The sequence below is a fragment of the Streptomyces sp. NPDC088147 genome (assembly GCF_044741565.1).
Taxonomy (GTDB): domain Bacteria; phylum Actinomycetota; class Actinomycetes; order Streptomycetales; family Streptomycetaceae; genus Streptomyces.
Window position 1 is genome coordinate 253128 of record NZ_JBIUSY010000010.1, and the last position, 19594, is coordinate 272721.

The 19594-nt window shown below is 72.5% G+C and carries 18 protein-coding genes; 11 read left to right on the forward strand and 7 right to left on the reverse strand.

What is annotated here, in order from left to right; translation table 11 throughout:
• Nucleotides 1-3360, reverse strand: a complete 3360-nt coding sequence (locus ACIOGX_RS32175; protein WP_401918320.1) for an FtsX-like permease family protein — start codon at nucleotides 3358-3360, stop codon at nucleotides 1-3.
• Between the two features lie 152 nt (nucleotides 3361-3512).
• Between ACIOGX_RS32175 and ACIOGX_RS32180 the strand changes: the two genes are divergently transcribed.
• The 6 genes from ACIOGX_RS32180 (at nucleotide 3513) to ACIOGX_RS32205 (ending at nucleotide 9228) form a co-directional block, all read left to right on the forward strand.
• Nucleotides 3513-4247 carry an ABC transporter ATP-binding protein gene (locus ACIOGX_RS32180; protein ID WP_356514023.1) on the forward strand — a complete coding sequence of 245 codons (735 nt, stop codon included), beginning with the start codon at nucleotides 3513-3515 and terminating at the stop codon, nucleotides 4245-4247.
• Nucleotides 4248-4366: 119 nt separating this feature from the next.
• Nucleotides 4367-5404, forward strand: a complete 1038-nt coding sequence (argC, locus tag ACIOGX_RS32185; RefSeq protein ID WP_356514021.1) for an N-acetyl-gamma-glutamyl-phosphate reductase — start codon at nucleotides 4367-4369, stop codon at nucleotides 5402-5404.
• Nucleotides 5401-6585 (forward strand): bifunctional glutamate N-acetyltransferase/amino-acid acetyltransferase ArgJ, encoded by a 1185-nt coding sequence (argJ, locus tag ACIOGX_RS32190; protein WP_401764685.1) that lies wholly within the window; start codon nucleotides 5401-5403, stop codon nucleotides 6583-6585. The genes argC and argJ overlap by 4 nt, the downstream gene beginning before the upstream one ends.
• Nucleotides 6582-7487, forward strand: a complete 906-nt coding sequence (argB, locus tag ACIOGX_RS32195; protein WP_356514017.1) for an acetylglutamate kinase — start codon at nucleotides 6582-6584, stop codon at nucleotides 7485-7487. Before argJ ends, argB begins: the two co-directional genes overlap by 4 nt.
• Nucleotides 7484-8677, forward strand: a complete 1194-nt coding sequence (locus ACIOGX_RS32200; RefSeq protein WP_401918168.1) for an acetylornithine transaminase — start codon at nucleotides 7484-7486, stop codon at nucleotides 8675-8677. Before argB ends, ACIOGX_RS32200 begins: the two co-directional genes overlap by 4 nt.
• Before the next feature lie 14 nt (nucleotides 8678-8691).
• The gene (locus ACIOGX_RS32205; RefSeq protein ID WP_030355301.1) at nucleotides 8692-9228 is read left to right on the forward strand and encodes an arginine repressor; all 537 of its coding nucleotides are present in this window, start codon (nucleotides 8692-8694) and stop codon (nucleotides 9226-9228) included.
• A 74-nt stretch (nucleotides 9229-9302) separates the two neighbouring features.
• Here the strand turns inward: ACIOGX_RS32205 and ACIOGX_RS32210 are convergent, their stop codons facing one another.
• The 5 genes from ACIOGX_RS32210 to ACIOGX_RS32230 form a co-directional block, all read right to left on the reverse strand.
• The gene (locus tag ACIOGX_RS32210; RefSeq protein ID WP_401764678.1) at nucleotides 9303-10076 is read right to left on the reverse strand and encodes an FAD:protein FMN transferase; all 774 of its coding nucleotides are present in this window, start codon (nucleotides 10074-10076) and stop codon (nucleotides 9303-9305) included.
• Nucleotides 10076-10567: an FMN-binding protein gene (locus ACIOGX_RS32215; RefSeq protein WP_387015110.1), complete on the reverse strand. Its 492-nt coding sequence runs from the start codon at nucleotides 10565-10567 to the stop codon at nucleotides 10076-10078. Before ACIOGX_RS32215 ends, ACIOGX_RS32210 begins: the two co-directional genes overlap by 1 nt.
• 17 nt (nucleotides 10568-10584) lie before the next feature.
• Nucleotides 10585-11952, reverse strand: coding sequence for a ferric reductase-like transmembrane domain-containing protein (locus ACIOGX_RS32220; protein WP_401918322.1), 1368 nt, complete (start codon nucleotides 11950-11952; stop codon nucleotides 10585-10587).
• Nucleotides 11953-12062: 110 nt separating this feature from the next.
• On the reverse strand, nucleotides 12063-12794 hold the full coding sequence (locus tag ACIOGX_RS32225) for a L,D-transpeptidase family protein (RefSeq protein ID WP_356514009.1): 732 nt from the start codon (nucleotides 12792-12794) through the stop codon (nucleotides 12063-12065).
• 155 nt (nucleotides 12795-12949) lie between these two features.
• Nucleotides 12950-13531, reverse strand: a complete 582-nt coding sequence (locus ACIOGX_RS32230) for a pyridoxamine 5'-phosphate oxidase family protein (RefSeq protein WP_356514007.1) — start codon at nucleotides 13529-13531, stop codon at nucleotides 12950-12952.
• 83 nt (nucleotides 13532-13614) lie between these two features.
• On the opposite strand from ACIOGX_RS32230, the gene ACIOGX_RS32235 reads away from it, so the two are divergent.
• The 3 genes from ACIOGX_RS32235 (at nucleotide 13615) to argH (ending at nucleotide 16780) form a co-directional block, all read left to right on the forward strand.
• Complete coding sequence (locus ACIOGX_RS32235; RefSeq protein WP_401918172.1) at nucleotides 13615-14013, forward strand: DUF488 domain-containing protein; 399 nt, start codon at nucleotides 13615-13617, stop codon at nucleotides 14011-14013.
• Between the two features lie 62 nt (nucleotides 14014-14075).
• Nucleotides 14076-15269, forward strand: a complete 1194-nt coding sequence (locus tag ACIOGX_RS32240; RefSeq protein WP_356514003.1) for an argininosuccinate synthase — start codon at nucleotides 14076-14078, stop codon at nucleotides 15267-15269.
• 83 nt (nucleotides 15270-15352) lie between these two features.
• Nucleotides 15353-16780 (forward strand): argininosuccinate lyase, encoded by a 1428-nt coding sequence (gene argH / locus ACIOGX_RS32245; protein ID WP_356514001.1) that lies wholly within the window; start codon nucleotides 15353-15355, stop codon nucleotides 16778-16780.
• Between the two features lie 55 nt (nucleotides 16781-16835).
• Here argH and ACIOGX_RS32250 read toward each other — a convergent pair whose 3' ends face one another.
• Nucleotides 16836-17372, reverse strand: a complete 537-nt coding sequence (locus tag ACIOGX_RS32250; RefSeq protein ID WP_401918174.1) for a hypothetical protein — start codon at nucleotides 17370-17372, stop codon at nucleotides 16836-16838.
• A gap of 116 nt (nucleotides 17373-17488) precedes the next feature.
• Between ACIOGX_RS32250 and ACIOGX_RS32255 the strand changes: the two genes are divergently transcribed.
• Together ACIOGX_RS32255 and ACIOGX_RS32260 are read left to right on the forward strand one after the other, a co-directional pair.
• Nucleotides 17489-18037: a helix-turn-helix domain-containing protein gene (locus ACIOGX_RS32255; protein ID WP_356513997.1), complete on the forward strand. Its 549-nt coding sequence runs from the start codon at nucleotides 17489-17491 to the stop codon at nucleotides 18035-18037.
• Nucleotides 18034-19575: an MFS transporter gene (locus ACIOGX_RS32260; RefSeq protein ID WP_384765683.1), complete on the forward strand. Its 1542-nt coding sequence runs from the start codon at nucleotides 18034-18036 to the stop codon at nucleotides 19573-19575. The genes ACIOGX_RS32255 and ACIOGX_RS32260 overlap by 4 nt, the downstream gene beginning before the upstream one ends.
• Nucleotides 19576-19594 lie beyond the last annotated feature (19 nt).

Consider the following 19594-nt stretch of genomic DNA (forward strand, 5'->3'; position numbering starts at 1 on the left):
TCAGTTGTCCCCCTGGTGGCGAAGCGAGCCGGCGGGATCGGCGCGCCGGGCGGCGATGGCCGCGGTGATCAGTAGCGGAACGGCGGCGACGCCCGCGAGGAACAGGGCGACCTGGGACACCGGGAGCTCCACGAGCACCCGGGGGACCGGCTGGGCGGCCTGCGAGGTCAGGACGACCAGCGGCACCACGGCCCGCGTCAGCAGCGTCCCGAGCACCGCGCCCGCGAGCAGCCCGATGCCGATCAGCAGCCCCTGCTTCGTCGCGACCAGCCGGGCGAGACTCCGCCGCGACGCCCCGAGGGCACGCAGGACGGAGAGTTCGGCGGACTGCTCCCGCAGGGAACCGACGGCACTCACCGCGAAACCCACCGCCGCGAGCGCGGCGGCGGCCACCGCGACGGCCATCAGCGCCGCGCGGGGGCCGCTGCCGAGCGGGTCGTCCGACAGCCCGGCCGCGACCTCGTCGCGTACGAGCACCTGGCCGGGCGTGCTGTCCGGGCGGGCCCGCAGCGCCGACGCCACGTCCGCGGACCTGCCGGGGGCGGTGCTCAGCCACCACTCGTTGGGGGAGAGAGCGCCGCTCGCGCGGTCTGCCAGCACCGCGTTGACGGCCCGCAGATCGAGGAGCAGGGCACCGCCGTCCGCCGCCTCGCTCTCCCCCGCGGCGGTCACGGGTCCGGCGTCGCTCCCGGGTCCCGGGGCCGCCGCCCCTCCGGTCGTCGGCAGTTCCCGTACGGCCTTCACGATCGTCACCCGGAGCTGCTCCCCGGCCAGCGTCAGGTCGACGCTCTCCCCGACCCCGGCGCTCGACGCGCGCAGGAAGCCGTCCGTGGCGACGGCCGGGATCCGCTTCTGGGCGGAGGGGCGCGCGAGGTCGAGCCGTACGGAGAGATGGCCGCCGCTCTCGCCCACACTCGGGGTGCCGTACGAGACGGTCAGCGGCGTGGTCGGTGACGCGGCCGGGCTCAGGGTGGTGGGCGCGCCCTCCTCCTCGTTCTCCGTCACGCTCGCGCTGCCCCGCCAGCGCGTGTCACCCGGTACGGACACGGGGCGTCCGGTGTCGTCGGGGCCCGTGGCCAGCAGCCGTTCGACGGTCAGCCGGTGCCGCTCGGATCCCGTGGCCGGGGCCTCCCCGCCGAGCTGGAACCCGGTCACGCCGAGCGGCCCCGCGGGGGCGCCACGCGTTCCCGATGTGGCCGCGTCGAGATCGACGACGACCCGGTGGGCGCGGCCGTCGACGGGCACCGTCCCGGCGCCGAGCCGGTAGGGAATCCCGTAACGGTCCTCGACCAGGACCTGGAGCACGGGCGCGAACCCGGAGGCCCGGCCTCGCGCCGCCTCCTCACGCGCGATACGCACATCGAGCGCGAGTCGGCGCGTGCCGTCGGGCAGCGGTACCACGGCCCGCGGCGGGGTCTTGCCCGGCGCTGCCGCCCGCAGCAGCGCCTCCGCCGGCTCATCGGCGAGATCACCGCGCATCAGCAACCCCTCGCCGGCATGCGCCGTGTCCAGCGCGAGCACCGTCGCCGTACGGCCGCCGGACAGATCCGTGACCGTACGGTGCGCGGGCGCCGCCTGCCGTACCCCCGGCAGCGACGCGTACAGGCCGGCCTGGCCGGGACCGGCGGGCCTGCTGTCCAGCACCCGTACCGAGGCCCCCGTGCCGAAGTCGGCCTGGTCGCGCTGGGACCTGTCCCATGAGGCGCTCTGGCCGATCGCGAGCAGGCCCATCGCCACGGCCAGTACCAGCAGCAGCACGGGCCCGGCGCCGCGCAGCGCCCCCCGGCTGAAATGCCAGCCCGCCAGCGCGGCCGGCAGACCACGGCCGCTCGCGGCCCGCCGCTCCGCGAGCCGCGCCGCGGGAGGCAGCAGCCGCAGCGTGAGCACGGTGCCGGCGAGCAGCGCCAGCGCGGGCGCCATGACCATCAGCGGATCGACGCCCAGCACGCCCTCGCGGTCGCCACTGAGCGCTCCGCCGCCGGACGTCCGGGTCTGCTGGTCGAGTTGCCAGTAGGCGACCGCCGCGATCAGCAGCAGCCCGACGTCCGCCCCGGCGCGTACGGAGCCGGGCAGCGCGGCGGCGCGGCCACGCCGCATCCCGCCGGACGTCGCCGCCAGCGCGGGCGACACGACCGCCGCCGCACAGCAGACGGCGACCGCCGCCGAGACGAGCCACACCGGTCCGGCCGCGAGGTCGCCGAACCGCGATCCGGCGCCGTCGTCCAGCGCGGAGCGCCGTATCAGCAGGCCGGTCAGCGGGCCCGACAGCAGCGGGGCGCAGAGGGCGGCCGGAGCCGCGAGCAGGAGTGCCTCCATCACGGCGAGAGCGGCGAGCCGGCCGCGCGAGGCACCGCGCGCCCGCAGCAGAGCGGTCTCGCCCGCCCGTTCCGCGCCGAGGACCCGGGCGACCAGCAGCAGCGCGTACCCGGCCAGCAGGAGCAGTTGCAGAGCGACGATCAGCAGCGTGGACCGGGACACCAGCAGCGCCCGCTCGGTCCGGTCGAGCAGGGACGGCAGCGCGGTGCTCACGGTCGCGCCGGCCCCGAGCGCAGGCTCCGCGCGCAGGAGCGCGGGGGCGCGTGCGGACGTGCCGCGCAGCGCGCCGATCCGGTCCGTGGTGAGGCTCCGGAAGTCGGCGGTGGCCACCCAGGCGCTGTCGCCGCGGGAGACGGGACCGGAGGTGAGGGCGGCCGGGTCCGTGAGCAGCGGACCGTAGGTGGTGAAGTCGACGTCACGGACTCCCCGGCCGCCGAGCGTGTCCAGCTGCCAGTAGGGATCGGCGGGGTCGGTGGCCTTGTAGACGCCGGTGACGTGGACGGTCAGCCGGGTGCCGGCCAGCCGGTCGGTGAGCGTGACGCGCGCTCCCGCGCGCAACGTCAGCTGTGTGGCGGCGACTTCGGGCACGGCGACGGGTACGGCGCCGTCGGCGGCGTCCCGTCCGGCGCCCGGCCACGCGCCCGACACCAGGGTGAGCCGGGAACGGTCCAGTGCGGCGAAGTGGGTCAGGTCGGGCTTGTCCTCGGGGGCGCCGGACGCCCGGAGCGACGCGGGCAGCGCGTACGTTCCCGAGCGCTGAAGCTTCCGCAGTGTCACGGGCAGTCCGTCGAAGGCCCGCCGCGCGCCCCGGACCGCCGCCTCCTGGGCGGCGTCGCTCCGTTCCGGCGGAATGTCCGCTCGGACGGTGAGCACGGCGGAGGCGGCGCCCCGGCCGCGCAGCGTCTCCCGCAGCGCCGTGTCCGCGAGCGAACCGGAGAACGAGGTGAGGGCGGCGAGCACGCAGGTGGTCAGCACCACCGCGAGCAACGCGGCCGCCAGGAGCAGCCGGTGCCCCGCCGCGCGCAGAAATATGAAGCCCGCCACCCGTTCCCCCGCCCGCTTCCGGATCAACGCCAGTCGATATGGCTTTGTATCAGGAAACAGCACTCGGTCGAAAAGAAGTTCGGCTTCGTTGCCCGCTCGGCGGATGTCCGCACATACTGTGACCGGACCGATCACGCACGGGGGGCGCACCAATGACGCAGCACAGCAGCACCGGCGCCGGGGCCGCCGCCGTCCTGGCCGAACGGTCCGGCGGACCCATGGTCAGGGCGGAGGACCTGCACCGTTCGTACGGCACCGGTGCCGCGGCCGTCCACGCGCTGCGCGGTGCCTCCCTCGACGTCGCGCGCGGCGAGCTGGTCGCCCTCAAGGGCCGTTCCGGCGCCGGGAAGACCACGCTGCTCAACCTGGTCGGCGGTCTGGACTCCCCGGACCGCGGACGGGTCGTCATCGACGGCACCGACCTCGCCACGCTCGGCGAGAACGGGCTGCTGGAACTGCGCCGCGACCGCATCGGCTTCATCTTCCAGTCCTTCGGCCTGATCCCCATCCTCAGCGCGGCGGAGAACGTGGGCGTACCGCTGCGGCTGCGCAGGGCCGATCCGCGTGAGCGCGAGGAGCGGGTGGCGCTGCTGCTCTCGCTCGTGGGCCTCTCCGATCACGCGGCGCAGCGTCCCGGCGAACTCTCCGGCGGCCAGCAGCAGCGCGTCTCCATCGCCCGCGCCCTCGCCAACCGGCCCGCGCTGCTGATCGCGGACGAACCGACGGGGCAGCTGGACGCGCAGACCGGCCTCGCGGTGATGGAACTGCTGCGCACCGTGGTGCACAGCGAGGGCGTCGCCGCGCTCGTCGCCACACACGACCCCCAACTGCTCGATCTGGCCGACCGGGTGGTGGAACTGAGCGACGGCGAGATCACGGAACCCTGAGGCCCGCCGTGGGCCCGGGGCGGACGCCGCGACCGACGGCCGCGGCGCCTTCCTGATCAGTCATTGCATAAAGCTGCGGAGAAACGTATAGTCATGCCATCACGGAGGAGGGTTTTTCGATGGCTGTACGTTCGGTGCGCGCCGCGGTGGCGGGGGCCAGTGGGTACGCGGGCGGGGAACTGCTCCGTCTGCTTCTCGGCCACCCCGGGATCGAGATCGGAGCCCTCACCGGCAACTCCAACGCGGGCCGGCGGCTCGGTGGACTCCAGCCGCATCTGCTGCCGCTGGCCGACCGGGTGCTGGCGGAGACCACGTCCGAGGTGCTCGCCGGCCATGAGGTCGTCTTCCTCGCGCTGCCGCACGGCGAGTCCGCGGCCGTCGCCGAGCAGCTCGGCGACGAGGTGCTCGTCATCGACATGGGCGCCGACTTCCGGCTGAAGGACGCGGCCGACTGGGAGCGGTTCTACGGCTCCGCACACGCCGGGACCTGGCCGTACGGCCTCCCCGAGCTGCCGGGCGCCCGCGCCGCGCTGGAGGGGTCCAAGCGCGTCGCGGTGCCCGGCTGCTATCCCACCGCCGTCTCGCTCGCGCTCTTCCCGGCGTACGCGGCGGGGCTGGCCGAGCCCGAGGCCGTGATCACCGCCGCGTCGGGTACCTCGGGCGCCGGCAAGACGGCCAAGCCGCATCTGCTCGGCTCCGAGGTCATGGGCTCCATGAGCCCGTACGGCGTCGGCGGCGGACACCGGCACACCCCCGAGATGATCCAGAACCTGAGCGAGGCCGCGGGGGAGCGCGTCACCGTCTCCTTCACGCCCACCCTCGCCCCCATGCCGCGCGGCATCCTCGCCACCTGCTCCGCCAAGGCGAAGCCCGGCACCACCGCGCAGGAGGTCAGGGCCGCGTACGAGAAGGCCCTCGCGGACGAGCCCTTCGTCCGGCTGCTCCCCGAGGGGCAGTGGCCCGCCACGGCGTCCGTCCACGGTTCCAACGCCGTACAGATCCAGGTCGCGTACGACGAGTCCGCGGGCCGCATCATCGCGATCAGCGCCATCGACAACCTCACCAAGGGCACCGCCGGCGGCGCCGTGCAGAGCATGAACATCGCCCTCGGACTCCCCGAGGACACCGGACTTTCCACGATCGGAGTGGCACCTTGAGCGTCACCGCAGCGAAGGGGTTCACGGCAGCGGGCATCGCCGCCGGAATCAAGGAGAACGGCGGCCCGGACCTGGCCCTCGTGGTCAACAACGGTCCGCGCCGCGCCGCCGCGGGCGTCTTCACCTCCAACCGTGTCAAGGCCGCTCCCGTCCTCTGGTCCGAGCAGGTCCTCAAGGGCGGCGCGGTGACCGCCGTCGTCCTCAACTCCGGCGGCGCCAACGCCTGTACGGGGCCGAAGGGCTTCCAGGACACCCACGCCACCGCAGAGAAGGCCGCCGAGGTCCTCGGCGGGTACGGCGCGGACGGGCAGAGCACGGACGGCCACAGCGCCGGTGAGATCGCCGTCGCCTCCACCGGGCTGATCGGCCTGCCGCTCCCCATGGACAAGCTGCTTCCCGGCATCGAGAAGGCCGCCACCGAACTCTCCGCGCACGGTGGCGAGAAGGCCGCCATCGCCATCAAGACCACCGACACGGTGCACAAGACCGCGGTGGTCCAGGGGGACGGCTGGACGGTCGGCGGCATGGCCAAGGGCGCGGGCATGCTCGCCCCCGGCCTCGCCACCATGCTCGTCGTCCTCACCACCGACGCCGACGTCGAGACGCCGGACCTGGACACCGCGCTGCGCGCCGCCACCCGTACCACCTTCGACCGCGTCGACTCCGACGGCTGCATGTCCACCAACGACACCGTGCTGCTGCTCGCCTCCGGCGCGGCCGGGGTGACGCCGGACCACGAGGAGTTCGCCGAGGCGGTCCGTACGGTCTGCGCCGATCTGGCGCGCCAGCTGATCGGCGACGCCGAGGGCGCCTCCAAGGACATCCGCATCGAGGTGATCAACGCCGCGACCGAGGACGACGCCGTCGAGGTGGGCCGCTCCATCGCCCGGAACAACCTCCTCAAGTGCGCCATCCACGGCGAGGACCCCAACTGGGGCCGGGTGCTCTCCGCCATCGGCACCACCGGCGCCGTCTTCGAGCCCGACCGGCTCAATGTCGCCATCAACGACGTCTGGGTGTGCAGGAACGGCTCCGTCGGAGAGGACCGCGACCTCGTCGACATGCGGTACCGCGAGGTACGGATCACCGCCGACCTCGCCGCGGGCACGGACTCCGCGGTCATCTGGGCCAACGACCTCACCGCCGAGTACGTCCACGAGAACAGCGCGTACAGCTCATGACCGCCCGTAAGCACACCGCGCTGCCCAAGGCGCAGATCCTCATCGAGGCGCTGCCCTGGCTCACCCGGCACAACGAGAAGACCGTCGTCATCAAGTTCGGCGGCAACGCCATGATCGACGAGGACCTCAAGGCCGCCTTCGCGCAGGACGTCGTCTTCCTGCGGCAGGCCGGCCTGAAGCCGGTCGTCGTGCACGGCGGCGGTCCGCAGATCAGCGCCCAGCTCGACCGGCACGGTCTGGTCAGCGAGTTCAAGGCCGGACTGCGGGTCACCACGCCCGAGGCGATGGACGTCGTACGGATGGTCCTCGCCGGACAGGTCCAGCGCGAGCTGGTCGGACTGCTCAACCAGCACGGCCCGCTCGCCGTCGGGATGACCGGTGAGGACGCGCACACCATCTCCGCCACCCGGCACCAGCCGCGGATCGACGGGGAGCTGGTCGACATCGGCCGGGTCGGCGAGATCACCGCGATCAACCCGGGCGCCATCGAGGCCCTGCTGGCGGACGGCCGGATCCCGGTCATCTCCTCCATCGCGCGCAGCGCCGACGACGGCCATGTCTACAACGTCAACGCCGACACCGCCGCCGCCGCGCTCGCCGCCGCGCTGGGTGCCGAGACGCTGATGGTCCTCACCGATGTCGAGGGGCTGTACGAGGACTGGCCGAACAGCGACGACGTGATCAGCCGGCTCACGGCCACCGAGCTGGAGAAGCTGCTGCCCGAGCTGTCCAGCGGCATGGTGCCGAAGATGGAGGGCTGTCTGTTCGCCGTGCGCAACGGCGTCACGACCGCGCGCGTCCTGGACGGCCGGGTCCCGCATTCGATCCTGCTGGAGATCTTCACCGACGAGGGCATCGGCACGATGGTCGTGCCCGACGGACAGGAAGGGGCTACGAAGTGACCGGCAACGAGGACCTCGCGCAGCGCTGGCGGGGCGTCATGGCGGACAACTACGGTACGCCGACGCTGTCTCTCGTCCACGGCGAGGGAGCCACGGTCCGGGACGCGGACGGCGTCGCGTACACCGACTTCGTCGGCGGTATCGCGGTCAACGCCCTCGGCCACGCGCACCCCGCCGTCGTCGAGGCCGTCTCCCGTCAGATCGCGTCTCTCGGCCATGTCTCCAACCTCTTCATCGCCGAGCCGCCGGTCGCGCTCGCCGAGCGGCTGATCCAGCTCTTCGGCCGCCCCGGCCGGGTCTTCTTCTGCAACTCCGGCGCGGAGGCGAACGAAGCGGCCTTCAAGATCGGCCGGCTGACGGGCCGTCCGCACATGGTCGCCACCGACGGCGGCTTCCACGGCCGCACGATGGGCGCGCTGGCGCTCACCGGCCAGCCCGCGAAGCAGGAGCCCTTCCGGCCGCTGCCCGGTGACGTCACCCATGTCCCGTACGGGGACGCCGAGGCACTGCGCGCCGCGGTCACCGAGGAGACGGCCCTCGTGATCATCGAGCCGATCCAGGGCGAGAACGGCGTGGTCGTCCCGCCCAAGGGCTATCTGGAGGCGGCCAGGGAGATCACCCGCGCCACCGGCACACTGCTGGTCCTGGACGAGGTCCAGACCGGCATCGGCAGGACGGGGCACTGGTTCGAGTACCAGGCGCACCAAGGCGTCGAGCCCGATGTCGTCACCCTCGCCAAGGGCCTCGGCGGCGGTCTGCCGCTCGGCGCGGCCGTCGCCTTCGGGGAAGCGGCCGAGCTGCTCAGGCCCGGCCAGCACGGTACGACGTTCGGCGGCAACCCGGTCGCCTGCGCCGCCGGACTCGCCGTCCTCGACACGCTCGCCGCCGGCGGACTCCTGGACCAGGTGAAGCGGCTCGGCGAGAAACTGCGGAACGGTATCGAGGGTCTCGGCCATCCGCTGGTCTCGCATGTCCGCGGCTCGGGCCTGCTCCTGGGTATCGTGCTCACCGAGCCACTCGCGCCCCAGGTGCAACAGGCGGCTCAGAGTGCCGGGTTCCTCGTGAATGTGCCCGCTCCGGACGTCGTACGGCTGATGCCCCCGCTGATCATCGGCGACACCGAGGTGGACGCGTTCCTGGGCGCGCTGCCCGGCGTTCTCGGCACAGCCCACGGGGACGGAAGATCCTGAGAAACGAGACGACGATGACCGAGGCCCAGGACACCGAGCACGGCGGGCAGTCCGTACCGCAGACCAGAACCGCCCGCCACCGCAGGATCGTCGACATCCTCAACCGGCAGCCGGTGCGCTCCCAGAGCCAGTTGGCGAAGGTGCTCGCGGACGACGGGCTGAGCGTCACCCAGGCGACGCTCTCCCGGGACCTGGACGAACTGGGCGCGGTCAAGATCCGTAACACCGGTGGTGAGTTGATCTACGCGGTCCCGAGCGAGGGCGGCTTCCGTACCCCGCACGCCCCGCTCGGGGAGTCGGCGAAAGAGGAGCGGATGCGCCGGCTCGCCGGTGAACTGCTCATCTCCGCCGAGGCGTCGGCCAATCTCGTCGTGCTGCGCACGCCGCCGGGCGCGGCCCAGTTCCTCGCCTCGGCCATCGACCAGGCGGAGTTGAGCGACATCCTGGGCACCATCGCGGGGGACGACACCCTGATGCTGATCAGCCGCGACCCGGCGGGCGGCCAGGCGCTCGCGGACCATCTGCTGAAGCTCGCCCAGAACGACCGCTGAGAGCACGGAAGTTCGGAGCCGGCTCGGGGGTCCGGTCCGCGGTCCGGCGGTGGATCCGGTTCCGTTCAGGCGCTTCAGGCACTGACCTTGGCGACATAGCGGTGGAAGCCGCTCGTCGTCCACGTACGGCCGTCGGGCATCACGGCGAAGCCCTCGGTGCCCGGCAGCGCCTCCAGCCAGTCGCGCGCCCGCCCGCCCATCGCGTACGCGGCCGTCGCGCGGGTGTCGGCCGTGGTCAGCCCCTCCGGGCAGACCACGGTGACCGAGGCGAGCCCGCCGACCGGCGGCCGGCCCGTGTACGGATCGATGACATGGCAGCCGCGCTCGGCGGGCCCCGAGGTGGCCACGCCCAGCCCCTCCCCGGACTCGATCACCGTGGCCAGCCCGCCGGGGCGCAGCGGGTCGGAGATCCCCACCCGCCAGGGCCCGCCGAGCAGCTGGATGTCGCCACCGCCGTTGAGACACACCGAACCGGCCCCGGACGAGGCGATCATCCGTACCGCGCGCTCCACCGCCCACCCCTTCACCAGCCCCGTCGGATCGAGACCGCCCGCGTAGCGGGAGGTGAACCATCCCGCGCTCTCCCGCTCCGCCGCCGCGCACAGCTCCAGGACCTCGACGACCTCGCGCGCACACGCGGACAGGGCCAGCTCTCCCCGGCCCAGGCGCAGGATCTGGCTGTCGGGCCGGAAGGTCGAGAAGAGTTCGTCGGCGCGGTGCAGCGAGGCCACGGCCGCGTGCAGTCCGGCGCGGACCCGGGGCTCGTCCCGTACCCCGCGGATGTCGAACGAGAAGACCGTGCCCATCGACTCCTCGACATGGCGCAGCCGGGCGGTGTCCTGGGACATCAGACACCCGCCTTGTCGAGCGCGCTCTGCAAGGAGTCCCGGTAGCCCTGGCTGGTGTAGCTGGCCCCGGAGACGGCGTCGATCCGCGCGTTCTGGGCGGTGACGGCCGCCTGGTTGAGCCGGGGCACGGCGTCGGCGGTGACCGACTGGCTGCGCGCGTCGGCGCCGGGGGCCTGGACCGCCTCCGCGCTGGTGATCGTGGAGCCGTCCAGGGTGATCCGGACCTGGACGGGCCCGTACTGGGTGTCCACGGGATCCCCGACCACGGCCCGCGAGCCGCCGGCGGCCGACTCCCCGCCCCCGGGGCCGGAGGCGCCCGCCGTGGCGGACACCCCGGTGCCGGCCCCCGCCGCGCCCACTCCGGAACCCGCACCCGCGCCCGCCGCCACCGGCGACCCGCCGGGCTGCTTCAGGGCCAGCAGCAGGACAACGCCCGACACGGTCGCGGCGACACCGATCATGGTCCGCCGGAGCGGATGCCGCGTGGCCATCGGTTTCATCGGCTGCCTCACATTTCGAAGGACTCGTGATGGATACGACGGGTGGGCACGCCCGCCTCGCGCAGTGCCTCGTACGACTGATGTGCGAGCCCGGCCGGTCCGCAGAGATAGACATCGTGGTCCCCGATGTCCGGCAGCAGCTCCCGCAGCCGCCGCGGGGTGATCTCCGGCCGGACACCGTCCGGCCCGTTCACCGCGTACAGCAGCCGGGCGCCGCGCGCCGACGCGATCTCCCGCAGCTCCGCCCAGAGCGCCAGGTCCTCGGTCTTGCCCGCCCGGTAGAGCAGCGTCAGATCACCGGGCCCGCCGGGCAGCGTCTCGAACAGCGCCCGCATCGGGGTGATCCCGGCGCCGCCCGCGATCATCAGCACCTTCTCCCTGCTGCGCCGGGCCGCCGTCAGGGCGCCGTACGGGCCCTCCGCCCAGACCCGGGTGCCCGGCTCCAGCCGGGCCAGGGCCGCGCTGTGCCCGCCGTTCGCCTTGACGGTGATGCGCAGCAGATCGGGCCGGGGCGCCGCCGACAGGGAGTACGGATTGGAGCTCCAGCGCAGCCCGTCCGTGAGGAACCGCCAGCGGAAGAACTGGCCGGGCTGGGCGCCGAGCCGGTGCAGCCGCCGGCCGGTGATCAGTACGGAGACCACGCCGGGCGACTCGTACACGGTCTTCTCGACCCGCATCCGGTGCCGCCGGTTGAGCTGGACCGGGGCCAGTACGCGGTACCGCACCAGCAGCACGCCCGCCGTGCCGTACAGCACGTACCAGACGGTGCGGGCCGTCGCGTTCCCGACGAACTCGGCCCCGGTGGCGAGCTGATGCCAGAACGTCAGATAGACGGCGACGTAGGTGAGCAGATGGAGGTAGTACCAGGTCTCGTAGCGCACCCGGCGGCGCACCGCCCCCGCCGAGACCCCGCCGATCACCAGGAAGACCACGGTTCCGATGGCCGCCTCGACCATCCTCGGGTAGCCGAGGACGACATCGGCGCCCTGCTCCACGAAGCCGGTGCCGGTCCGGACCGCGTACCCCCAGACGGTCAGCAGGACATGGGCGAGCACCAGCCCGACCGCGTACCGTCCGCCCCTCGCGTGCCAGCGCGTCACCCGGTCGGAGCCCACCCGCCGCTCCAGCGCCGGGATCCGGGCCATCAGCAGCACCACGATCGCGATCGTGTACCCGCCGAGCAGCCCGGTCAGCCGGCCCGCTCCGGTCAGCCACTCCGCCGCGTCGAGATGGACGACCGGGGTGTTCCGCCACCACAGGGCCAGGACGGCCGCCGCCCCCGCCCAGCAGACCGCCAGTACGGGCAGCGCGCCCGACCGCCGCGGTCGGATCGCGCGCAGGGTCTGCCTTCTGGCGGCCCGGCCGTTGTGCAACATCGCCACAGGACTGCTCCTCCGTTGCCTCCGTGCCCGGCGATACGGATGTGAGCGGCGGAGGGTTCAACGGACGGCCGGCGGAACTCCCGGCGGGCGACTGCCGAGTCCGGTCAGGAGGCGCTCTCGGCGGCCCTCACGGAGGTGATCGCCGTCGGTCCCGAGGCCGTGCCGATCGCGATATGCGGACGGCGGCCCGGATCGGCCCAGGCCAGGACGGCACTCATCGCGCCGGACGGTACGGAGACACAGCCGGCGGTCGCGCCCTCCCCGTTGACGTGCAGAAAGATCCCGGCGCCCCGGCCGCGGACCGGGTGGTCGTAGTTGAAGCCGATCACCAGAGCGAGGCGGTACTGGGCGGGGTAGTCGGCCAGCCGCTCGGACTCCGTCGCCCGGCAGTCCGACGGCAGCCCCTCCACCCAGCGGTTGTACGCGCGCGACTCGTTGTCCTGGCACCACCAGGACTCCTTCGTCACCGGGCGGTAGCCGACGCGTGTCCCGTCCGGCGCGGGCGCGAGGCCGAACCCGTACGGCAGGTCGTACAGCCCGGTCGGGGTGGTCGAGGTGCCCTGCGTACGCGACCGGCCCTCGGTCAGCCCGCCCGCCCCGAAGCGCGCCGTGACGGAACCGGCCGCCACCCACCGCGTGCCGCGCCGGTCCCACCAGGTCACCCGGCCGGTGGTCGCCCCGCGCTCCGGGGCCTCGGCGGTGATCAGCTGGCTGCCGCCGCCGGTGTCCGCCATGCGCTCGGGAAGCGGCACATCGGCGGCGGACGCCCCGGGGGACGCGGCCGTGAGCGAGGCGACGGAGAGCAGGACGGAGCCGAGCACGAGAGCGATGCGCATGCCCGGACCGTACGCCGCCGGGCCGGGATCCGGCCTCCCCGCTGCTCCGAACGGCGCACCGACGCCGTAACGGACGTTCCGTCTGCCCGTCTGCCCGTCTGCCCGTCTGCCCGTCTGCCCGTCCGCCCGTCCGCCCGCCGTGTGCCCGTCCGCCGTCAGTCCGCGCGTGCCGGGAGCGGCAGCGGCAGCGCCGGCAGCCCGTCCACGCTCACTCCGACGTGGTCCTTCTTCGCGCAGTACGCGGCGAACTCCTCGTCCGTCTTCCGGCCGAAGTGCTCGGCGTGCTGGGTGCGCTCCTCCCGGTAGTCCATGAAGGGGACGGCGAACCCGCAGGCGTCACTGACGCGCTCGGCGTGGATCACGATGATCGCGCGGGCGCCGGGCCCGTCGGCGTCCGCGAAGAGGCGGATGTACTCGCTCCAGCGCGGGTCGTCCCGGAAGACCGGCTCCCCGCGTCCGTGCACCCGCAGTACCTTGGGCGGTCCGGTGAACGCGCACCACATCAGCGTGATGCGCCCGTTCTCCCGCAGATGCGCGATGGTCTCGGCGCCGCTGCCGCCGAAGTCCAGATAGGCGAGGGTCAGCTCGTCGACCACGACGAGGGTCCCGGCCCGCCCCTTGGGCGAGAGATTGACATGCCCGTCGGCCGCGAGCGGCGCGGTGGCGGTGAAGAAGACGGGCTGTTCCTCGATGAAGGTCCTTATCCTGCCGTCGATCCGTTCGTAGCGCTTACCCATGTGCTGGATTATCGGCGCCGGGGGCCGGGAGGGAAGGCCGTTTGCAACGGGTGGGACGGCCCGCACGGCCACACGATGGAACGATGACGACAGGGCGGAAGACGAAGCACGGCACCGCGGGGCACGAGGTACGCGTGCGCCGGGTGTACGAAGCGCCGGAGCCCGGTGACGGGACCCGGGTACTGGTGGACCGGCTCTGGCCGCGCGGACTGGCAAAGAGCGAGGCCGCGCTGGACGAGTGGCTGAGGGACGCCGCGCCCTCGGCCGAGCTGCGGAAGTGGTACGGACACGATCCGGCGCGCTTCGGGGAATTCGCCGGCCGGTATGCCGCCGAACTCGCCGGACCCGGACCCGGGCCGGCCCTCGCCCGGCTGCGTGCACTGGCCGCCGAGGACACGCTCACCCTGCTCACGGCCACCAAGGACACGCGGTACAGCCATGCCCTCCTGCTCGCCGCGGAGGTCCGCGGGGGAGCACATTGACAAAACAATACGGTGCATCGCATAGTTATACCTGTCAGTGAATGCACCGTAAGGAGAAACCCGTGACCGAGCGCGTCGTACTCGCCTACTCGGGCGGCCTGGACACCTCCGTCGCCATCGGCTGGATCGCCGAGGAGACGGGCGCCGAGGTCATCGCCGTCGCCGTGGACGTCGGCCAGGGCGGCGAGGACCTGGACGTCATCCGCAAGCGCGCGCTCGCCTGCGGTGCCGTCGAAGCCGAGGTCGCGGACGCGAAGGACGAGTTCGCCGAGGAGTACTGCCTCCCGGCGATCAAGGCCAACGCCCTCTACATGGACCGCTATCCGCTGGTCTCCGCGCTCTCCCGGCCGACGATCGTCAAGCACCTCGTGGCCGCCGCGAAGAAGCACGACGCCGGCATCGTCGCCCACGGCTGCACGGGCAAGGGCAACGACCAGGTGCGGTTCGAGGCCGGTATCACCGCGCTCGGCCCGGACCTGAAGTGCATCGCCCCGGTCCGCGACTACGCGATGACCCGTGACAAGGCGATCGCCTTCTGCGAGGAGAAGAACCTCCCGATCGCGACCACCAAGAAGTCCCCGTACTCCATCGACCAGAACGTCTTCGGACGCGCCGTCGAGACGGGCTTCCTGGAGGACATCTGGAACGGTCCGATCGAGGACGTGTACGAGTACACCTCCAACCCGGCCACGCCCCGTGAGGCCGACGAGGTCATCATCTCCTTCAAGGAGGGCGTGCCCGTCGCCATCGACGGCAAGCCCGTCACCGTCCTCCAGGCGATCCAGCAGCTCAACGAGCGGGCGGGCGCCCAGGGCATCGGCCGGATCGACATGGTCGAGGACCGGCTCGTCGGCATCAAGTCCCGCGAGATCTACGAGGCCCCCGGCGCCATCGCGCTGATCACCGCCCACCAGGAGCTGGAGAACGTCACCGTCGAGCGCGAGCTGGCCCGCTACAAGCGGCAGGTCGAGCAGCGCTGGGGCGAGATCGTCTACGACGGCCTGTGGTTCTCCCCGCTCAAGCGCGCCCTGGACGGCTTCATCAACGAGGCCAACCAGCACGTCACCGGCGACATCCGGATGACCCTGCACGGCGGCCGGGCCGTCGTCACCGGCCGGAAGTCGGACGAGTCGCTGTACGACTTCAACCTCGCCACCTACGACTCGGGCGACACCTTCGACCAGTCCAAGGCGCAGGGCTTCATCGAGATCTTCGGCCTCTCGTCGAAGATCGCCGCCCGGCGTGACCTCGCCTGATCCGAACCGTTTGACAGTCCGCCTCCCCGTTCCTCCGCGGCGGGGAGGCGGTCGCACTTCCCGATCCCTTCTGAGGAGCAGCAGTGAGCAGCAGCAACGGTGATGTCCGGCTCTGGGGCGGCCGGTTCGCCGACGGGCCGTCGGAAGCGCTGGCGGCCCTGTCCGCGTCCGTCCACTTCGACTGGCGGCTCGCGCCGTACGACATCGCCGGCTCCCGCGCCCACGCCCGTGTGCTGCACAAGGCCGGGCTGCTCACCGCCGACGAGCTGACCCGCATGCTGGCCGGTCTGGACCAGCTGGAGGCCGATGTCGCCGACGGCTCGTTCACCGGCACCGTCGCCGACGAGGACGTCCACACCGCGCTGGAGCGTGGGCTGCTGGAGCGGCTCGGCGCCGACCTCGGCGGCAAGCTGCGCGCCGGGCGGTCCCGTAACGACCAGATCGCCACGCTCTTCCGGATGTACCTCCGCGACCACGCCCGGATCATCGGCGCACTGATCGCGGACCTCCAGGACGCGCTGGTCGGTCTCGCCGAGGCACACCCGGACGTGGCGATGCCCGGCCGTACGCATCTCCAGCACGCCCAGCCCGTCCTCTTCGCCCACCATGTGCTGGCGCACGCGCAGTCGCTGTCCCGGGACGCGGAGCGGCTGCGGCAGTGGGACAAGCGCACGGCGGTCTCCCCGTACGGCTCCGGCGCGCTCGCGGGGTCCTCGCTCGGGCTCGACCCCGAGGCGGTCGCCGCCGATCTCGGCTTCGAGCGCGGCTCGGCCGGGAACTCGATCGACGGCACGGCCTCCCGTGACTTCGTCGCCGAGTTCGCCTTCGTCACCGCGATGATCGGCGTCAACCTGTCGCGGATCGCCGAGGAGATCATTCTCTGGAACACGAAGGAGTTCTCCTTCGTCACCCTCCACGACGCCTTCTCCACCGGCTCCTCGATCATGCCGCAGAAGAAGAACCCGGACATCGCCGAGCTGGCGCGCGGCAAGTCCGGCCGGCTGATCGGCAATCTGACCGGGCTGCTGGCCACGCTGAAGGCGCTGCCGCTCGCGTACAACCGCGATCTCCAGGAGGACAAGGAGCCGGTCTTCGACTCCTGCGACCAGCTGGAGGTCCTGCTGCCCGCCTTCACCGGCATGATGGCGACGCTCACCGTCAACCGGGAGCGGATGGCGGAGCTGGCACCGGCCGGCTTCTCGCTCGCCACGGACATCGCCGAGTGGCTGGTCAGGCAGGGCGTGCCGTTCCGGGTGGCGCACGAGGTCGCGGGGGAGTGCGTCAAGGAGTGCGAGACGCTCGGCATCGAGCTGGCCGAGCTGACGGACGAGCAGTTCGCGAAGATCTCCGAGCACCTCACGCCCGGTGTGCGGACGGTGCTTAATGTGGCGGGCTCGCTGGCCTCCCGCGACGGCCGGGGCGGCACGGCCCCGTCGGCCGTCGCCGTCCAGCTCTCCGAGGTCAAGGCCGATCTGGTGATACAGCACGCCTGGGCAGACGCCAAGAAGTAACCGGCTCCTCCGGAACCTCCCCGGCCGCCGGCCTCGTGCCGCGGGCCACCAGCCACTACAACGCCGCCGCCCACTCCGCGAGCGTGTCGAAGTCCCGACGGGTCAGTCCGGTCCCGGGATCGATACGCAGCAACAGGGCGGCGGCGAGGTGGCGTTGGTCCGCCCACTCGCGGTCGTACGAGGTGATCTCGTCGTCGACCCAGGCGAAGGGCCGTCCGGCCGCGTACTCCAGTACGTACGGCGTCTTCCAGAAGGTCCCGGGAGGGGCGCCCCTCCGCTCCGGGCCGGACCACTCGACGTACGGCAGCTCCGGCAGCCCGAGGACCGGCCCGATCCACGCGTTGGCGTCGTCCTCCCACGTGGTGGCCCAGACCAGCTCGTACCGGTCGGCGAGCGCCAGCAGCTCCGCTCCGTGCTCCGGGTTGAGCAGCACGGCCAGCGGCTGATCCTCGGGCCAGCCCGAGGGCCGCATCCAGTGCCGGGCGTATCCCTCAGGCGCCCGCTCGGCCGTCAGGGCGAGATACGGGTTGAGCGGACCGTCGACATCGATCAGCAGCAGCGGCTTCGTACGCGAGCGCTCACGCGAGTCCATACGCGACTTCATACGCGGGTTCTCTCCCTCTGGGTAGTGCCCCGGGGTGCTCCGGGCAGTGGTGCGGCGTTGTATCGAATGAGACATCTGTGTCTCATGTGGGTTATGGTCGTCTCATGACGGTCGATCGTGAACAGGTGCTGCGCACCGCTGCCGCCCTCCTCACGCGCAGGGCAACCGCCACCATGGACGAGGTCGCCCGCTCCGTGGGGATAGGCCGAGCGACCCTGCACCGGCACTTCGCCGGGCGGGACGCGCTGATCAAGGCGCTGGAGGAGCTGGGCCTCAGGGAGCTGGAGACGGCCCTCGACGGCGCCCGGCTCGACGAGGGCCCGGCGGACGAGGCGCTGCGTCGGCTCATCGCCTGCGTCGAGCCCTCCGCCGGGCTGCTCGCCTTCCTCCTCACCGAGAACCAGCTCTTCGAGGGCGACGTCTACGACGGCTGGAACCGCGCCGACGCCCGGATCTCCGCCGTGTTCCGGCGCGGGCAGGAGGAGGGCGCGTTCCGGATCGACCTCAGCCACGCCTGGCTGACGGACGCCTTCTACGGACTGATCAGCGCCGGCGCCTGGACCGTCCATGACGGCCGGGCCGCCCCCAAGGATTTCCAGTACATGATCGCCGAGTTGCTGCTCGGCGGAGCACGACGGAGTGTGAAGCCATGACCAGCAGCCATCTCACCGTGACGGAGAGCGAACAGACGCCCCGTCCCGGCCGCTGGATCGCGCTCTCCGTGCTCGTCCTGGCCGTGCTCCTGGTGGCCGTCGACGCCACCGTACTGGGCCTCGCCACCCCGTTCCTCAGCGAGGACCTGAAGCCGACGGGCACCCAGCTCCTCTGGATCGGCGACATCTACTCGTTCGTCATCGCGGGTCTGCTGGTCTCCATGGGCAGCCTCGGCGACCGGATCGGCCGCAAGAAGCTGCTGCTGACGGGCGCGGTCGCGTTCGGCGGGGTCTCCGTGCTCAACGCCTACGCGACCACCCCGGAAATGATGATCGTGGCCAGGGCCCTGCTGGGTGTCGCGGGCGCGACGCTGATGCCCGCCACCCTCGCCCTGATCCGCAACATCTTCCACGACCCCAAGGAGCGCAGCGTCGCCATCGGTATCTGGGGCGCGATGGCCTCGGCGGGCGCGGCGGTCGGTCCGGTCGTCGGCGGCTTCCTGCTGGAGCACTTCTGGTGGGGCTCGGTCTTCCTGATCAACCTGCCCGTGATGGCCGTCCTGGTGATCGTCGGCGTCAAGACGCTGCCCGAGTCGAAGAACCCCGCGCCGGGCCCCTGGGACCTGACCAGCGTGCTGCTCTCCCTGGTCGGCATCGTCGGTGTGGTCTACGCGATCAAGGAAGGGGCGACGCACGGGCCCGGCTGGAACGTCGTCGTCGTGGGTCTGCTGGGCGTGGGCGCGCTCTACTGGTTCGTACGGCGCCAGCTCACGCTGCCCGCCCCGCTGCTCGACATACGGCTCTTCCACCACCGGGGCTTCTCCGGCGCGGTCCTGGCCGACCTGCTGACCATCCTCGGCCTCTCCGGGCTGGTCTTCTTCCTGTCGCAGTATCTCCAGCTCGTACAGGGCCGCCGGCCGCTGGAGGCGGGGCTGGCCGAACTGCCCGCCGCCGTCGGCGCGGTGGTGGCCGGACTCCTCGCAGGGAACGTCGCACGCCGTTACTCCGTACGGTCCGTGGTGGCCGGCGGGCTCGCGGCGATCGGGCTGTCCCTCGCCGCGCTGGTCACGATCAGCCAGTCCACCGGCTATCCGCTCCTCGGCGCCGTCCTGCTGGTCGTCGGCGTCGGCGCGGGCTTCTCCTTCACCGTCACCGCCGATGTGATCCTCTCCAGCGTCCCCAAGGAGCACGCCGGTTCCGCCTCCGCCGTGTCGGAGACGGCGTACGAACTGGGCGCGGCGCTCGGTATCGCGGTGCTCGGCTCGATCGTCACCGGGGTCTACCGGGGCTTCCCCACCCCGTCGGGGATCCCGGCCGACGCGGCCTCGGCCGCGCACGAGTCCCTGGGCGGCGCCGTCGAGGCCGCCGCCGGACTCCCCGGGCACTCCGGCGCGGCGCTGGTGGCGGCGGCGCAGGAGGCGTTCGTGGACGGCCTGCGCTTCGCGGCGGGGGCGGGCGCGGTGGTGCTGCTCGCCACATCGGTGGCGGCCTGGTTCCTGCTGCGCGGCCAGAAGCTGGAGGAAGGCGTGGAGCACTAGGGTGCCGAGAAGACCGGGT

Excerpts from the sequence above, each read along its gene's own strand:
- ACIOGX_RS32180 (WP_356514023.1), top strand. The coding sequence starts at position 3,513 with ATGACGCAGCACAGCAGCACCGGCGCCGGGGCCGCCGCCGTCCTGGCC.
- argC (WP_356514021.1), top strand. The coding sequence starts at position 4,367 with ATGGCTGTACGTTCGGTGCGCGCCGCGGTGGCGGGGGCCAGTGGGTAC.
- argB (WP_356514017.1), top strand. The coding sequence starts at position 6,582 with ATGACCGCCCGTAAGCACACCGCGCTGCCCAAGGCGCAGATCCTCATC.
- ACIOGX_RS32205 (WP_030355301.1), top strand. The coding sequence starts at position 8,692 with ATGACCGAGGCCCAGGACACCGAGCACGGCGGGCAGTCCGTACCGCAG.
- ACIOGX_RS32210 (WP_401764678.1), bottom strand. The coding sequence starts at position 10,076 with ATGTCCCAGGACACCGCCCGGCTGCGCCATGTCGAGGAGTCGATGGGC.
- ACIOGX_RS32215 (WP_387015110.1), bottom strand. The coding sequence starts at position 10,567 with ATGGCCACGCGGCATCCGCTCCGGCGGACCATGATCGGTGTCGCCGCG.
- ACIOGX_RS32220 (WP_401918322.1), bottom strand. The coding sequence starts at position 11,952 with ATGTTGCACAACGGCCGGGCCGCCAGAAGGCAGACCCTGCGCGCGATC.
- ACIOGX_RS32225 (WP_356514009.1), bottom strand. The coding sequence starts at position 12,794 with ATGCGCATCGCTCTCGTGCTCGGCTCCGTCCTGCTCTCCGTCGCCTCG.
- ACIOGX_RS32230 (WP_356514007.1), bottom strand. The coding sequence starts at position 13,531 with ATGGGTAAGCGCTACGAACGGATCGACGGCAGGATAAGGACCTTCATC.
- ACIOGX_RS32235 (WP_401918172.1), top strand. The coding sequence starts at position 13,615 with ATGACGACAGGGCGGAAGACGAAGCACGGCACCGCGGGGCACGAGGTA.
- ACIOGX_RS32250 (WP_401918174.1), bottom strand. The coding sequence starts at position 17,372 with ATGGACTCGCGTGAGCGCTCGCGTACGAAGCCGCTGCTGCTGATCGAT.
- ACIOGX_RS32255 (WP_356513997.1), top strand. The coding sequence starts at position 17,489 with ATGACGGTCGATCGTGAACAGGTGCTGCGCACCGCTGCCGCCCTCCTC.
- ACIOGX_RS32260 (WP_384765683.1), top strand. The coding sequence starts at position 18,034 with ATGACCAGCAGCCATCTCACCGTGACGGAGAGCGAACAGACGCCCCGT.